This window comes from Clostridium sp. (assembly GCF_036781005.1).
GTDB lineage: Bacteria > Bacillota > Clostridia > Clostridiales > Clostridiaceae > Clostridium_B.
In genome coordinates, this window is record NZ_DAIQBT010000020.1 from 37,307 (window position 1) to 50,537 (window position 13,231).

The following is a 13,231-nucleotide window of genomic DNA, read 5'->3' on the forward strand; positions in this document are numbered from 1 at the left end:
CTCTTTTTTTAAAAAGAAAGTTGGTGAGAATTTGGGAAGAATAATAGCCAGCATTCTTACACTTAAAGATAATTTTAGCAACACTATATTAAATGTAAATAGAAATACCAGAAGTTTTCAAAACGAAGTTCTACATGCACAAAATAGTGTAGTTAAGTTTAGAGAAAAAGCTGTAAGCAGTTTTGAGGGAATATTAGGTAAGGCATCTATGTTAGCTGGTGGAATTGGACTTGTAGAAATGGGCAAAAAAAGCATTGAACTTGCTAGCGATTTGACAGAAGTTCAAAATGTAGTTGACACGACATTTGGTGATATGAACAAACAAATAAACCAATGGTCTAAAACTGCATTGGAGAAATACGGAGAAAATGAGCTGCAGGCCAAGAATTTTGCATCTACATTTGGAGCTATGTTAAAAAGTGCAGGGCAATCTGGGCAGGATTTGGTTAAATGGTCTGAAACTTTATCTGGATATGTTGGAGATCTGGCATCATTTAGAAATTTATCTCTGGACGAATCTTTTGAAAAGATAAGGGCTGCAATATCTGGCGAAAGCGAACCTATGAAGGCTTTAGGATATGATATATCGGACACAGCAGTACAAGCCTATGCTATGGCTAATGGAATTGGTACAGGAACTAGTAAAATGAAAGAAGCTAGTAAAACTGCTTTAGATGTAGAAGTGGCACAGGCAAAATATAACCAGGCCATTAAAAAGTATGGTCAAACATCTTTGGAAGCCAGACAAAAAGCTGAGGCATTACAAAAAGTAATAAAAGGGACTCAACCAACGGAATCTGAAAGTGATGGGAGCAGTGTAGATTTAACACAGGCGGAAAAAGTACAGGCACGGTTAGGTCTATTAAGACAACTTTTAAAAGATGTGGATGGGGATTTCTACAAGACTAAAGATAGTTTTGCTAACCAGATGAGAGTTGCACAAGGACAATTACAAGAATTGGGAAAAACAATAGGCGTAAAAGTTTTACCATTTTTAACAACAATGATGGGCAGTTTTACAAATGGTGGTATAGGTCGTTTTGGAGATATAATAGTAAATGGATTTACAAGCATAGGAAAAATAATAAATAATATAAAACCCAATTTAGAAGGTTTGTGGAATAGTATAACAAAATTTTCTAAAAACATGGGAATTACAGATTTTTTTAAAAATATGTTTGGTGGTAAAAATACAAAACTTATAAATGATACCAGCTATGCTTTAAAGGTTGTTATAGATAGTATTACTAGTGTAATTAATATAGCTTCTGCACATCCAGATGCAACAAAAGCAGTGTTTTCTGGAATAATAGGAGGTTTGGCTGCATTAAAGGGAACAACAGAAATAATTAAACTTCTTAGCACCATACAGAAAGTAAAAAATGCAACCCAAGGGTTAACTGGACTTACCAAGGTTGGGGCAATATTTAAAACAATATTTAAACTACCGCCACAGGCTTTAATATTTATAGGAGTAGTTGCTTTAATTGCCGGGGGAGCTTATTTAATAGTAAAAAATTGGGCTCCCATAAAAACATTTTTTGCTGGACTGTTTAATTGGCTTAAATCTTTCTTTTTCAAATGGGGACCTGTTATTTTGACATTTATAGCTCCGGTTATTGGAATTCCTTTGTTGATTTATCAGCACTGGGGGCAAATATCTGCCTGGTTTAAGAAAATAGGTGCTGATATTGCTTTTAGTTTCAATCAAACTGTTTTATGGTTTGAAGGATTACCAGGACGATTTTGGAATAGTGCAGTGAATACTTTTGAATGGTTTAAAAATGGTGCATGGAGTATTATCTCTGGTATAGGAGAGTGGATTGCAGAAAAATTCAATAGTTTTATCAGTTTCTTTGTAAATTTACCTAATAAGGCTCTAAACTGGGGCATAGAAATGGTTCATAATCTAAAAAATGGTATTGTAAATACCATAAATGACGCAGTAGAAGGAGCAAAACAACTAGCGGAGTCCATTGTAAAGAAAGTAAAAGAGTTTTTTGGAATAAAATCTCCGAGTGTAGTGTTTATGAATATAGGTAGTTATTTAGTTAAAGGGCTAATAAAAGGCATGAAGGGTACAGATATAAAGAATTGGATAAGTAGCTGGACTGGTGGAATTACTGGATTTGTAAATAAATGGGTAAATAATATAAGCGGCACTGGAAGTGAGGTTACTGGCAATATAACGGATTGGATAAGGCAAGCATTAAATATAACTGGGACTGATGGCAGCTGGTTAAATGGGATGCTAAAATTAGCAAGTTATGAGTCTGGAGATCCTGGGAAATTAGGCACAGGTGATCCTAATTTGGTTAATAATATTCCCGTGGGGAATGAGTACGCAACAGGATTAATGCAAATGCTGCCTTCTACATTCAGAGAATATCAATTTAAAAATTTGAATGATATAAAAAATCCAATACACAATATTGCGGCAGCTATAATGTATATAAAAAAAAGATATGGCAGTGTTTACAATACACCTTTATTTACAAGTGGCGGGAGCTATATGGGGTATGCAACAGGTACAAGTTTTGCTGGTAAAGGAGTAAGGGAAACAAGTGAATATGGAGCAGAAATTGTATTTGGCAGACACTATAGGAACTACCAGGGTGGAGAAAAGGTTATAAATGCCACTGATACAAAGAAGCTGTTTGGGGGTAAAGGAGACTTGAAGGTATATGTACTAATACAGGGAAATGTATTAGGGAATGAAGAATATGCAAATGAAATAGGTGATATAGTTGCGAATAAAGTTAAATTAGCATATGAAAATATGTAGAAGGTGATAATTTGGATATTTATTTTAGTGATTTAGCCAGAGAGGAAATTTATCAGCTGTCGTGTCTACCATCTACAATGCCTGAACTTTCAAAGAGTGCAAAAAATGAAGAATTTGAAACTTATTCAGATGGTATATACAATATTATAGGTAATAAAGGTTTAACAACCTTTTCTATAGATTGTTGGCTTCCAGAGTATCCTAAAAAATACAACTGGGCTAAGAGTCAGTTGAATCCATATAAGATAATAAATCTGTGGGAAAATGCAATGACTAAAAAAGTTCCTTTAAGGTGTGTACTTATACGGGGTGATAATGGAAACAATATAAGTCCCATAATTTTAGATTGGGCGGTAAGTGTAGAAAATTATTCTCAAATTCCAAATGATGAATTTGGAGACTTAAAGTACAAAATAGAATTAAAGGAATATAGAGATATGACTCCACAATCTGTTATTAATAATGTAAAGAAAACAGTTATAGAGTCGGCTTCAATGCTTGAAAAATTGAAAGATATTTTAAAGAAGTAAGGTGATATGCTATCTGGTATTTATACAGCACTTATATAATAGGAGATACTGGTGCAACTAACACTACACCAGTAGATATATTACCTAAATGCAATAACCTTAGTTGGACAAATGATAGTGATACATTAGCTGTAACGCTGACCTTTGATAGTATTTTAGATTTGGCCGAAGGACGCAGTCATTTAGTGTTGAAAAAATCTGATAAAGTAGTTTTTGCTGGATTGGTAACACAAAAGATTAACAAAGATAAAACAAGCAGTTATACAGCACAGGATTATGCATTTTATTTAAATAAAAATGAGGAAGATATAATACAATTTAATGGTAGTAGTGCCAAGCAAGCTATATATAGTTTACTTGGCAAATATGGAATAGGAGGGGCATGTACAACTTTAAATACAAGTATTAGTAAATTATATAAAGGTAAAAAAGTTTCTGAAATTATAGACGATATTTTAGATCAATGTACAAAAGAACTGGGAGAAGAAATCGTTAAAGAGATGCGTGGAAATGTACTTTGGATAGACAGAGTGAGCAATTTAAAAGTAACTTGTGAGTATAAAGTCAGCAATGATTTTTCTATTACCAGAAGTATGGAAGATATGGTTAACAACGTATATGTAATAACCAGTGAGGAAAGCGATAAAAATTCTTATGCCAATGCACAGGATAAAAATAGTATAGGTGTATTTGGAGTGCTTAGTAAAGTTCTAAGTATAGACAAGGGGAATATAAGCCAGGCACAAAATGTTGCAGATAAATATTTAGATAGTTATAATGCTACAAAAAGAGAATTGACTGTTACATTGCTAGACATAGAAAATTGTGAAGATATAAGGGCAAAAAGGATGATACCCATTACTATTTCTAAATATGGGGTGGATGGATATTATAAGGTTAAATCAGCACAGCATACGTTGGCTAATAATGCACACAAAATTAATGTAACCATAGATTTTTCAAGTGCTTCATTTAAAGATCCTGTGGAATATTCAGAGGCACAAAACATTGGGGATAGTTCCAGCAGTGAAAGTAGTAAAAGGGATGAAATTATAGAATATGCTAAAAAGTTTTTAGGAGTTCCATATGTCTGGGGAGGCAAAACCCCAGATGGCTTTGACTGCAGTGGATTTGTAGCATATGTATTTAAGAATTTTAGATATAATCTGACAGCTTATACATATGACATGGTTAATGAGGGAACCAAAGTAGATATGGAAGATATCCAGCCCTGTGATTTAGTCTTTTTCTATGGTTCTGAGCATGTCGGAATATATATTGGAAATGATCAGTTTATACACAGTCCAACAACGGGAGATGTTGTAAAAATATCTCAATTTTCAGGCTATTATAAAGATAATTGTAATGCAGTTGTTAGGGTAACGGGTGAAAGTTAGGTGATAAATAGTGAGTAATAATTGGCATGTAGAACTGGCAAAAATGTTTAAAAATAATGAAAATATAGAGTATATAGGGATATTAGAGGGGACTGTAATAGAAACCAATCCTCTAAAGATTTCTATATATGGAGGAAAAGCTTTTATAACTGATAAAGATTTGTATATATGTGAAAATGTTACAGAATATCAATTACCATTTATACTATCATCCCCTGATGGCATGGTTAGTGGAACCATTACTCATGAGGGACTTAAAAATGGAGAAAGAGTTGCAATTGTAGCCACAGAATCCAATCAAAAATTTTTTGTAATAGATAAGGTGATATAATATGTTTCCAACGTTAACAGAAGATCTATTAGAACAAGTAAATAATATTGATAATAAAGCATCTACCAATGTTACTAAACTGGGCAGATGCTTTAAATTTGATTTTAAGAAAAATAAATTTGTTACAGTGGATGGGAAGTTAGTTGAAATTACAGATGATACTGAGAAAGTAGAACAGTGGATATTGTTGCTCTTAGCTACACGTAAAGATAAATATAATGTTTATAAAAATACTGATTTCTACGTAAATATAGATGATTTAATAGGAGGAAAGTTAAACGCTTATAAAAAAGCGGAGTTGGAAAGAGAAATTACAGAAGGAATTGAAAAGCATAGATATGTAAAAAGCGTAGAAGATTTTAATATAGAACAAATAAAAAATAAGGTGATAGTAAAATTAACGGTTAAATTAATAGATGATAGTGAATTAGAGGTGAGTACAAGTGTTTGAAAATAAAACAGTTAATAATGTTCAAGCTGATTTACTTGCTACTATTTCAGATGTCTATGAAAAAAAGGCAGGCTATCTGATTTATGAGTTAACTAGGAGTTTTGCTATTGCTGAATCAGACATTTACTTGGTTTTAGAAAAACTATTTAATAAATTGGATGTAAATAACCTTACAGGTGATGAGTTAACAAAATATGTGCTGCAGAGGAAAGGTATAGTGAGAAAATCAGCAACATATGCCAAAGCAATACTTACAGTTACTGGAATTGGGTTTATAAATACTGGAGATTTATTTGCCACTTCTGCAGGTATACAATTTAAGTCTTTGGAAAACAAGACTATAAATGGTGCAGATACAATATTGGCACAAGCAGTTTTGGCAGGAGTTACAGGTAATGTCCCAGCAGGTGCAATTACTCAAATGCCTATAACGTTAGCAGGCATATCTGGTGTAACGAATAATGAAAAGGGATATGATGGTTATGATTCTGAAAGTGATGATTCTTTAAGAACACGATATTATGATGCATTACGAAAACCAGTGACAGGTAGTAATAAAAATAGTTATATTGCGTGGGCAAAAAGTAGGCCAGGTGTTGGTAATGCTATTTGTTATCCTCTTTGGAATGGGGATAATACAGTAAAAGTTATAATAGTTGATAGTAATAACCAACCTGCATCGGAAGATATAGTACAAGATGTGCAAGAGTATATAGACCCTAAAGGCACTTATGATTCTAATACAGGTGTATGGAGTACATGGGGAATAGGAACAGGGGAAGCACAGATTGGGGTATATTGTACAGTAGAAAGTGCAGTAGCAAAAACAATAGATATGAAAGTTAAAGTAATAAAAACAAGTAGTAATTACACAGATGAAGAAATTATAGAAAGTATAAAAGAGGGCTTATGTACTTATTTTTCTAGTGTAGCACTAAATACTGATAATAATTATATTTCTTTTGCAAGAGAGGGCAATATACTTTTGCAAACCCCAGGTATATCCGATTATGAAAGTAATACTTTAGAAGTAAATAATGGGCAAGAGAACATAATATTAAATTTGACAGCTCTGCTGACTGAAGTCCCAGTGGTAGGGACGGTGACACTGTTATGAGTATGAAAGACGATTTAATAAACAACTTGCACCAAATTTATAGAAATGATGAATGGATCATTGAAATATTTAATAGTGCAGGATTGAGTTTAGATGGAATAATAAGTATGCTTCTGCAAATGTATAATAATTATTGGTTCGACACTATGGATTTAGATACAATAGCGATATTAGAGAAGTTATTAGATTTTAAGACTAACCCTAATACGGCCATAGAGGATAGAAGGTCACAACTTGAAGCTAGATGGAAAAGTAATAATAAATGTGATCTTAATTTATTAAAATCTATTGTAAATAGTTGGAGAAATGATGGATATACAGATGTAAAATTTAAAAATGGTAGAATTCAAATAATATTTACAGGTAATTTAATAATTCCCAGAGATTTAAGCGGCCTAGAAAAAGCTTTAGAAGAAATTAAACCAGCACATTTAGATTACGATATATCGGTTGATTCAAAACAAGGGTTAGCTAATATTGCCAGTTATTTAGTAACTGGGGAGACAATAACGGTTTATCCATGGAGTCCAAAGGTGATTGAAAGTACTGGGGAAATTAATATTGCTATGGGAAGTAATACAGGAATTGAAAATATTACAGTATATCCAAAGGAAGGATGATAAACATGGCAGAAAGTTTTTATACAATTTTAACTAATATAGGTAAAGCACAAATAGCAAATGCAAGTGCTTTAGGGACAAAGGTTAAATTTACTACATTGAAATTGGGAGATAGTGGGGGCAATTATTATAATCCTACAGAAACGCAGACAGCATTGGTACATGAAGTGTGGAGTGGAAACATAGGTAATATAATAGTGGACACCGATAATTCCAACTGGATAGTGCTAGAGACAGTTATACCTGCAAATGTGGGAGGATTCATGATAAGAGAATGTGGTATAGCTGATGATGAAGGTAATCTTTTGGCAGTTGGTAAATATCCAGAAACATATAAACCCGTTGTTTCAGAGGGAAGTTCTAAGGATTTAAGAATAAGGACTATATTGGAAGTAGTTAATACTGCTGCTGTAACGCTAAAGATAGACCCTACTGTGACACTTGCAACCAAAGAGGATTTAGAAACCGTAAAGGATAGTATACCTAAAAATGCAAGTGATATAGGGGCAATAGCAAATTCACAAATAGGGGTAACTGGAGGGGTAGCAAAGCAGGATAATTTAACTACTTTAGCTGATGATTTTGAGTCGCATAAGGCAGAAAATGCGACACAATTCAGTAATATAAATACAGCAATGTCAGATATGCAATTTTTAAATGTTAGGGGGTGCAGATATAATGGCTAAAACATATAGTGACCAGGTGTATAGTGGGACTTTGGCAACTACTGAAACTACTATAGTTACAGTAGCAGCAAATACTACTTTTATTATGAAAGGGTTTTGGATAAGCAATGCTAACGCTACAGACCAAAACGTTACAATGAAAATAGATGATAAGAGATTAATCCCTACAAAGGCTATACCAACTAAAGATACACTTATTAGAAGTGATTTAAATATAGCAATAACAACAGGGAAAACTATTAAACTTACTGGTGCAGTTACTTCTGATATGGATTATTATATTTGGGGTGTAAATGAGGTGACTTCATAATGCAAGGATTATTAAGTAATGAATTATTGAGTAACTCTAAGTTGTTTGGTAGTAATACATCTGGGAAGCAAGATTTTAGTAATTATCTAAAAAATATTAATACTATTTATAGACCGATTGGTTTTACCTCCGAAGGATTATGGGTTTATGATACGGTAACTGGTGTTGCAGAAGTAATAAATCCAAGTGGAACAGTAATTAAAACAGTAAGCTACCCTGTATCAAGTGCTTATATTCCAACGACAGTGACACCATCATATATATGTTGGGTTAATAGTAATTATGCTGTTATTACAGACCATAATGGAACAATTATATTAAATTCTTATTCAGAAGGAAATACAATAAATAATATAACTATTAATGAAGCAATGCAACAAATATATTCATATATAAATGGGCCAGTTACTAATATAAGAAATTTTACTGGGACTATAATAAAACAATATATAAATACTTACTATAGTTCATTATTAGCATTTATTCCATGTAAAAATGGTGTAGTAGGGTTAGCAGTTGGACAATCAATATTTTGCGATAACACAAGTTTTTACACATTCACAAATAGTAATAATAATTTACTTACAAATGTATTATCAATATAGGAGGTAAAATATGGTATATATAAAAATAAACAATCTATTAAATCAATTTGGTCAACCTGATTATAAAGGGTTAGACATAAGTCAATTTGTAGCAGGAAGTCAAATATATAAAGATACTTACGGGGTATTTGCAACAAATGAAGATATTTCAACTCTGCCAATGGGTGTTATTATAATTACTGAGGTAGATTATAATAATGAGAAAACACCATCAAAACCAGTATTAACATTAGATGAAATAAAACAAAATAAAATAAATGAAATGAATACAGCATGTCAAAATGCTATAATAAATACTTTTCAATCAACAGCATTTGATAGAACAACTATAGAGGATTATTCTTGCGAATTAACAGACCAAAGTAGAATAAATGGACTTGTAACAATAGCACAATTGAGGTTATCAAATTTAACTACAGAACCTATAAACTATTATAAGAATAAAGAAGCTGATAAATGCACAGAATGGCAACCTAAAAATATGTTGGATTTAGGATTAGATTTAAAAAGACATATAGAAAAAAATACAAATAAATATGAAGATTTAAAAATATATATTAATAGTTTAAATTCTATAGAGGAGGTACAAAAAATAACATGGGATACAGTAATTCCAACAACAACTACTTAAAAAAGGACTTGCTTTTAATTTTTATAATGGGTGCTTTATACATGGTATTAGAAGGATTTTGGCGTGGGTGGACACATATAAGCATGTTGGTAGTTGGTGGATTAGCTGCTTTCTTTATAGGTAGGTTGAATGAGCATCCAAAATTTTATGATCGTAAAATGTGGCAAGAGTGTGTTATAGGCACTTTAATAATTCTTATATTAGAGTTTACAAGTGGAATGATACTTAATGTATGGTTAGGTTTAGATATATGGGATTATTCCACAGAACCTTTTAATTTATTTGGGCAGGTTTGTTTACCTTATGCTTTTCTATGGTTTTTGCTAGTTCCAGCATGTATTTATGTAGATGATTTTCTTAGATATAAATTATTTGGAGAAAAGAAACCAGAAGGATTATTAAAAAATTATAAAGATTTAGTAACAGAAAATTAAATTATTGAAATTTAAAAATAGTAAAAGAGTGTTGAAAGTATTTGTTAAAGATGTATAATTATTTAATAAGTATATAATTTAGGGGGATGGTATAATGGATATTTATAATGAGATAGTATCTAAGATACATGAATGTGAATCTAAAAAAATACCTATATCAGATTTTGGCCATAAGTACGGATTTAAAAATGTTAATTTAAATCATAAAAACGAAGAAATAAACGAACCATATATTTGTTATAAGGCACAAAAAGAGAATGATGGATATATAATAACTTTAGAAATTGAAACAGAAGATAATTATCGTTCATTTGGAAATGATGAAGAACCTTATAGAAATAAAATAACTGTTAGTAAGAATGGTAAAGAAATACAAAGTAAAACATATGTTTATGTGAAATAAAATGTAAAAAAGGATTTACTTAGGTAGGTTCTTTTTTATTACACAATAGAAAAATAATGCGTACTTATTTATACTTATTAGTATGTATATATGTGTATAAATAAGTATAAAAGTGACAAAGCTAAATTTAAAATATATAATCATTTCTAAGAGGTGATTATATTGGGAAAGAAGGCGGTAAGGATTAATATTACACTTCCACCGGATGTATTAGAAGAATTTAAAAAGTATGGAGAACGTAAAGGTGTTATGATTTCTCCATTTGTTGCTGCGAAAATGAAGGAATTCATTGAAGAGGAAAAGGCTATTGAAAAATTAAAAAGTGAAAAGAAGTTTTAATGCAATTTGAACAAAACACCTTCCTGGTATAAAATAATGATATATAGTAGGCAATTAATAATTATGTAAGATATTTGGGAGGTGGGTTGATGTATGTATAATGAGTTTGATGCAATGGACAATCATAAATTAAAATGTAAATATTGTGGGCAATTTATGAAGCATATAGGATCAAATAGTACAGAGGATGACGTTGAATATGATACCTACATATGCAGTAATCCTAAATGTAAGGCTTCTGCTGATGTATGTAATGATTTTGATGAACATCAAATTTTTTGGAATGATCCTTCAATTTAAAAAAAGGAATATAAACTTTAAGGCACTCAAGAGTGTCTTTTTCTATGCCCTGAATTATGTCGCAATAGGAATACCCATATCTATTAGTATCTATAAACCCAGATAAATCAATACTTGTAGGTATTGATGGATATATATGTTAAACGAAAAATTTTGCGACGTAAAGGCTTATTAATTTAAGTCTTTTTTGTATCTCGAAAATCTTAGCTAGACAAATATTAAAGCAACGAAGAGGTGAAAAATATATGAATTTGACAATGGAGAATAAGAAAATAATGGATGACTTCTTAGAAAGTTGCCTTCAACTGGGAAAAGAATTATTAGATAAAGACAATCTAACTAAAACAGAAGAAATGTTTTTACAAAAATTAGACTTAGCGATAGGTAATATAACAATATAAAAGAGCTGTAGAAGGCTCTTTTTCAATGCTTAAAAATACTTACAAGGAGGTGTGATGTGGACTATATAATAAATTATTTCAAAGAATTTACAGGGAAATCAGTGGCCATAGGGTTTACAAGTTCTACACTGGGAGCATTGTTTACATGGTGTTTTGGTGGGTGGGAAATGGGGATAAAAGTATTGGTGTCCTGTATGGTTTTGGATTATATTACAGGGCTTATGTGTGGATATAAAGAAGACCGTTTAAATAGTTCCAGAGGATTCAAGGGGCTTAAAAAGAAATTTACCATACTTTTAATTTTAATATTGGCAGTACTTTTAGACAGGCTTCTAGGGCAGCAGTGGATTTTTAGAACTATGGCCATATATTTTTATGTGGCAATGGAAGGTATAAGCATATTAGAAAATGCAGTTAAATTAGGCGTTCCGGTACCTAAGAAGTTAAAAAACGCACTGGAACAATTAAAAAATAAATAAAATAGTGTCAAAAATTAAGATGCTAAATATATTAAATTAAAGAAAGGAATTGATTTTATGAGTAAGTTCGCAATAGATCCAGGGCATGGAAATGTAAATAGAAGCTTGGGAGGAGATGGAGGAGCTGTAGGATATTTAGTTGAGCAGGATTGTGCATTGGATATAGCAACTAAAGTTATATCGAAACTCCAATCTCTAGGTCATACAGCTTATAATGTAAGGCCTTCTAGTGCATCTAGTGTCTTAAATAGTTTACAGAAAAGATGTGATGCGGCTTCTGGTGCTGACTACTTGATAAGTATTCATCTTAATGCAGGTGGGGGCAAAGGTTCGGAAGTGTTTGCTATGAGTACAGTAGGAAAGGCACTGGCAGCCAAAGTATTAAATGCTCTTATAGGGTTAGGATTTACCAATAGAGGGGTAAAGGATGGAAGCAATTTGTATGTAATAAAACACAGCAAACCTCCAGCCATACTGATAGAAGTTTGTTTTGTAGATACTAAAAGTGATTCGGATTTATATAATTCATTAGGAAGTGAGAAAATAGCATCTGCCATAGTTCAAGGGCTAACAGGTAAAATTGTAAATAGTACAAGCTCTGATTTAATTACTGACGTAAAGAATACAAAATTAAAAGCACAAATAGCATCACTTCAATATTATATGAATTTGGATTACAACGCAAAACTGAAGTATGCTGACGGTAATATCTATCAGGAAACCTTGGACAACCTGAAGAGTATTGGAAATATAATTAAGAAGGGCCACAAGTCCCATATAGTACTATGGTTACAGCAGAAACTAGAAATGTGGGGCTATTTAAAGAAAGGTTCCTACACGGATATGCTATATGACGAAGCAACTTTTCAAGCTGTAACTGAACTCCAAAAGAAGTGGGAAAGGCCAACGGATGGAATACTAAAGCCGGAGACATGGAGTATATTTTTGAATAACTAGGGAACTGAAAAGCTCTCTTTTTAAAATAATTTTTAAATTTTATTGTTTATAAATGAAAAACTTGCATATTTACTATATAAGAAACTAATGGAGGAATGATAAACAATGGCTAAGTATAGAAAGAAACCTGTAACAATAGAGGCAATACAGTTTCTTGATACACCAGAGCAATTAGATAAATTAAGTAATTTTATGGGAGAGATTGAAGTAAGTTATGAAAATCCAGATAAACCGGTAATAATGATTGCTACACTAGAAGGTGTAATGGCCGCCAGTGTGGGCGATTATATAATAAAAGGGGTAGATGGAGAATTTTATCCATGTAAACCTGATATATTTAAAAAGACCTATGAAAAAGTAGGGGAATAGAAAAGAGAGCTGAAAGGCTCTCTTTTTAAATTATAAAAATTATGGAGGAATGAGAAAATGAAAGAACAAATATTAAGCATGGGAGT

Annotated in this window: 19 protein-coding genes; all 19 read left to right on the plus strand. The window is 31.8% G+C overall.

Annotated features, from left to right (window positions below; all coding sequences use genetic code 11):
• Positions 1-31: 31 nt before the first annotated feature.
• The 19 genes from V7Q02_RS09650 to V7Q02_RS09740 all read left to right on the plus strand — a co-directional run bounded on the left by V7Q02_RS09650 (position 32) and on the right by V7Q02_RS09740 (position 13,145).
• A complete protein-coding gene (locus V7Q02_RS09650) occupies positions 32-2,785 on the plus strand; it encodes a transglycosylase SLT domain-containing protein (protein WP_333860803.1) in 2,754 nt (917 codons plus the stop codon).
• Positions 2,786-2,796: 11 nt separating this feature from the next.
• A complete protein-coding gene (locus V7Q02_RS09655) occupies positions 2,797-3,315 on the plus strand; it encodes a hypothetical protein (protein ID WP_333860804.1) in 519 nt (172 codons plus the stop codon).
• A gap of 77 nt (positions 3,316-3,392) precedes the next feature.
• Entirely contained in the window at positions 3,393-4,712 is a 1,320-nt protein-coding gene (locus tag V7Q02_RS09660; protein ID WP_442882163.1) for a C40 family peptidase, read from the plus strand.
• A 10-nt stretch (positions 4,713-4,722) separates the two neighbouring features.
• Entirely contained in the window at positions 4,723-5,043 is a 321-nt protein-coding gene (locus V7Q02_RS09665) for a DUF2577 family protein (RefSeq protein WP_333860806.1), read from the plus strand.
• Position 5,044: 1 nt separating this feature from the next.
• Positions 5,045-5,494, plus strand: coding sequence for a DUF2634 domain-containing protein (locus V7Q02_RS09670; protein WP_333860807.1), 450 nt, complete (start codon positions 5,045-5,047; stop codon positions 5,492-5,494).
• Complete coding sequence (locus V7Q02_RS09675) at positions 5,487-6,611, plus strand: baseplate J/gp47 family protein (protein WP_333860808.1); 1,125 nt, start codon at positions 5,487-5,489, stop codon at positions 6,609-6,611. The genes V7Q02_RS09670 and V7Q02_RS09675 overlap by 8 nt, the downstream gene beginning before the upstream one ends.
• Positions 6,608-7,231 carry a putative phage tail protein gene (locus V7Q02_RS09680; RefSeq protein ID WP_333860809.1) on the plus strand — a complete coding sequence of 208 codons (624 nt, stop codon included), beginning with the start codon at positions 6,608-6,610 and terminating at the stop codon, positions 7,229-7,231. The genes V7Q02_RS09675 and V7Q02_RS09680 overlap by 4 nt, the downstream gene beginning before the upstream one ends.
• Positions 7,232-7,236: 5 nt before the next feature.
• Positions 7,237-7,917, plus strand: coding sequence for a phage tail protein (locus tag V7Q02_RS09685; RefSeq protein ID WP_333860810.1), 681 nt, complete (start codon positions 7,237-7,239; stop codon positions 7,915-7,917).
• Positions 7,910-8,227 (plus strand): hypothetical protein, encoded by a 318-nt coding sequence (locus V7Q02_RS09690; protein WP_333860811.1) that lies wholly within the window; start codon positions 7,910-7,912, stop codon positions 8,225-8,227. The genes V7Q02_RS09685 and V7Q02_RS09690 overlap by 8 nt, the downstream gene beginning before the upstream one ends.
• Positions 8,227-8,832, plus strand: a complete 606-nt coding sequence (locus V7Q02_RS09695; protein ID WP_333860812.1) for a hypothetical protein — start codon at positions 8,227-8,229, stop codon at positions 8,830-8,832. The genes V7Q02_RS09690 and V7Q02_RS09695 overlap by 1 nt, the downstream gene beginning before the upstream one ends.
• Positions 8,833-8,842: 10 nt before the next feature.
• A complete protein-coding gene (locus tag V7Q02_RS09700) occupies positions 8,843-9,463 on the plus strand; it encodes a DUF4376 domain-containing protein (protein ID WP_333860813.1) in 621 nt (206 codons plus the stop codon).
• Positions 9,430-9,897 carry a putative ABC transporter permease gene (locus V7Q02_RS09705; protein ID WP_333860814.1) on the plus strand — a complete coding sequence of 156 codons (468 nt, stop codon included), beginning with the start codon at positions 9,430-9,432 and terminating at the stop codon, positions 9,895-9,897. The genes V7Q02_RS09700 and V7Q02_RS09705 overlap by 34 nt, the downstream gene beginning before the upstream one ends.
• Positions 9,898-9,991: 94 nt before the next feature.
• Positions 9,992-10,300, plus strand: a complete 309-nt coding sequence (locus tag V7Q02_RS09710; RefSeq protein ID WP_333860815.1) for a hypothetical protein — start codon at positions 9,992-9,994, stop codon at positions 10,298-10,300.
• A gap of 162 nt (positions 10,301-10,462) precedes the next feature.
• Entirely contained in the window at positions 10,463-10,639 is a 177-nt protein-coding gene (locus tag V7Q02_RS09715; RefSeq protein ID WP_333860816.1) for a hypothetical protein, read from the plus strand.
• Between the two features lie 93 nt (positions 10,640-10,732).
• Positions 10,733-10,939, plus strand: a complete 207-nt coding sequence (locus V7Q02_RS09720; RefSeq protein ID WP_333860817.1) for a hypothetical protein — start codon at positions 10,733-10,735, stop codon at positions 10,937-10,939.
• Between the two features lie 245 nt (positions 10,940-11,184).
• Complete coding sequence (locus V7Q02_RS09725) at positions 11,185-11,340, plus strand: hypothetical protein (protein WP_333860818.1); 156 nt, start codon at positions 11,185-11,187, stop codon at positions 11,338-11,340.
• A 101-nt stretch (positions 11,341-11,441) separates the two neighbouring features.
• Positions 11,442-11,819: a phage holin family protein gene (locus V7Q02_RS09730; RefSeq protein WP_333860823.1), complete on the plus strand. Its 378-nt coding sequence runs from the start codon at positions 11,442-11,444 to the stop codon at positions 11,817-11,819.
• 57 nt (positions 11,820-11,876) lie between these two features.
• Positions 11,877-12,776, plus strand: a complete 900-nt coding sequence (locus V7Q02_RS09735) for an N-acetylmuramoyl-L-alanine amidase (protein ID WP_333860819.1) — start codon at positions 11,877-11,879, stop codon at positions 12,774-12,776.
• A 105-nt stretch (positions 12,777-12,881) separates the two neighbouring features.
• Positions 12,882-13,145 carry a hypothetical protein gene (locus V7Q02_RS09740; RefSeq protein WP_333860820.1) on the plus strand — a complete coding sequence of 88 codons (264 nt, stop codon included), beginning with the start codon at positions 12,882-12,884 and terminating at the stop codon, positions 13,143-13,145.
• The last annotated feature ends 86 nt before the right edge of the window (positions 13,146-13,231 follow it).

What these genes read in the sequence shown, in the direction of transcription:
- V7Q02_RS09710 (WP_333860815.1), top strand. Translation starts at nt 9,992, where the DNA reads ATGGATATTTATAATGAGATAGTATCTAAGATACATGAATGTGAATCT.
- V7Q02_RS09720 (WP_333860817.1), top strand. Translation starts at nt 10,733, where the DNA reads ATGTATAATGAGTTTGATGCAATGGACAATCATAAATTAAAATGTAAA.
- V7Q02_RS09680 (WP_333860809.1), top strand. Translation starts at nt 6,608, where the DNA reads ATGAGTATGAAAGACGATTTAATAAACAACTTGCACCAAATTTATAGA.
- V7Q02_RS09735 (WP_333860819.1), top strand. Translation starts at nt 11,877, where the DNA reads ATGAGTAAGTTCGCAATAGATCCAGGGCATGGAAATGTAAATAGAAGC.
- V7Q02_RS09695 (WP_333860812.1), top strand. Translation starts at nt 8,227, where the DNA reads ATGCAAGGATTATTAAGTAATGAATTATTGAGTAACTCTAAGTTGTTT.
- V7Q02_RS09670 (WP_333860807.1), top strand. Translation starts at nt 5,045, where the DNA reads ATGTTTCCAACGTTAACAGAAGATCTATTAGAACAAGTAAATAATATT.
- V7Q02_RS09725 (WP_333860818.1), top strand. Translation starts at nt 11,185, where the DNA reads ATGAATTTGACAATGGAGAATAAGAAAATAATGGATGACTTCTTAGAA.
- V7Q02_RS09705 (WP_333860814.1), top strand. Translation starts at nt 9,430, where the DNA reads ATGGGATACAGTAATTCCAACAACAACTACTTAAAAAAGGACTTGCTT.
- V7Q02_RS09690 (WP_333860811.1), top strand. Translation starts at nt 7,910, where the DNA reads ATGGCTAAAACATATAGTGACCAGGTGTATAGTGGGACTTTGGCAACT.
- V7Q02_RS09700 (WP_333860813.1), top strand. Translation starts at nt 8,843, where the DNA reads ATGGTATATATAAAAATAAACAATCTATTAAATCAATTTGGTCAACCT.
- V7Q02_RS09685 (WP_333860810.1), top strand. Translation starts at nt 7,237, where the DNA reads ATGGCAGAAAGTTTTTATACAATTTTAACTAATATAGGTAAAGCACAA.
- V7Q02_RS09740 (WP_333860820.1), top strand. Translation starts at nt 12,882, where the DNA reads ATGGCTAAGTATAGAAAGAAACCTGTAACAATAGAGGCAATACAGTTT.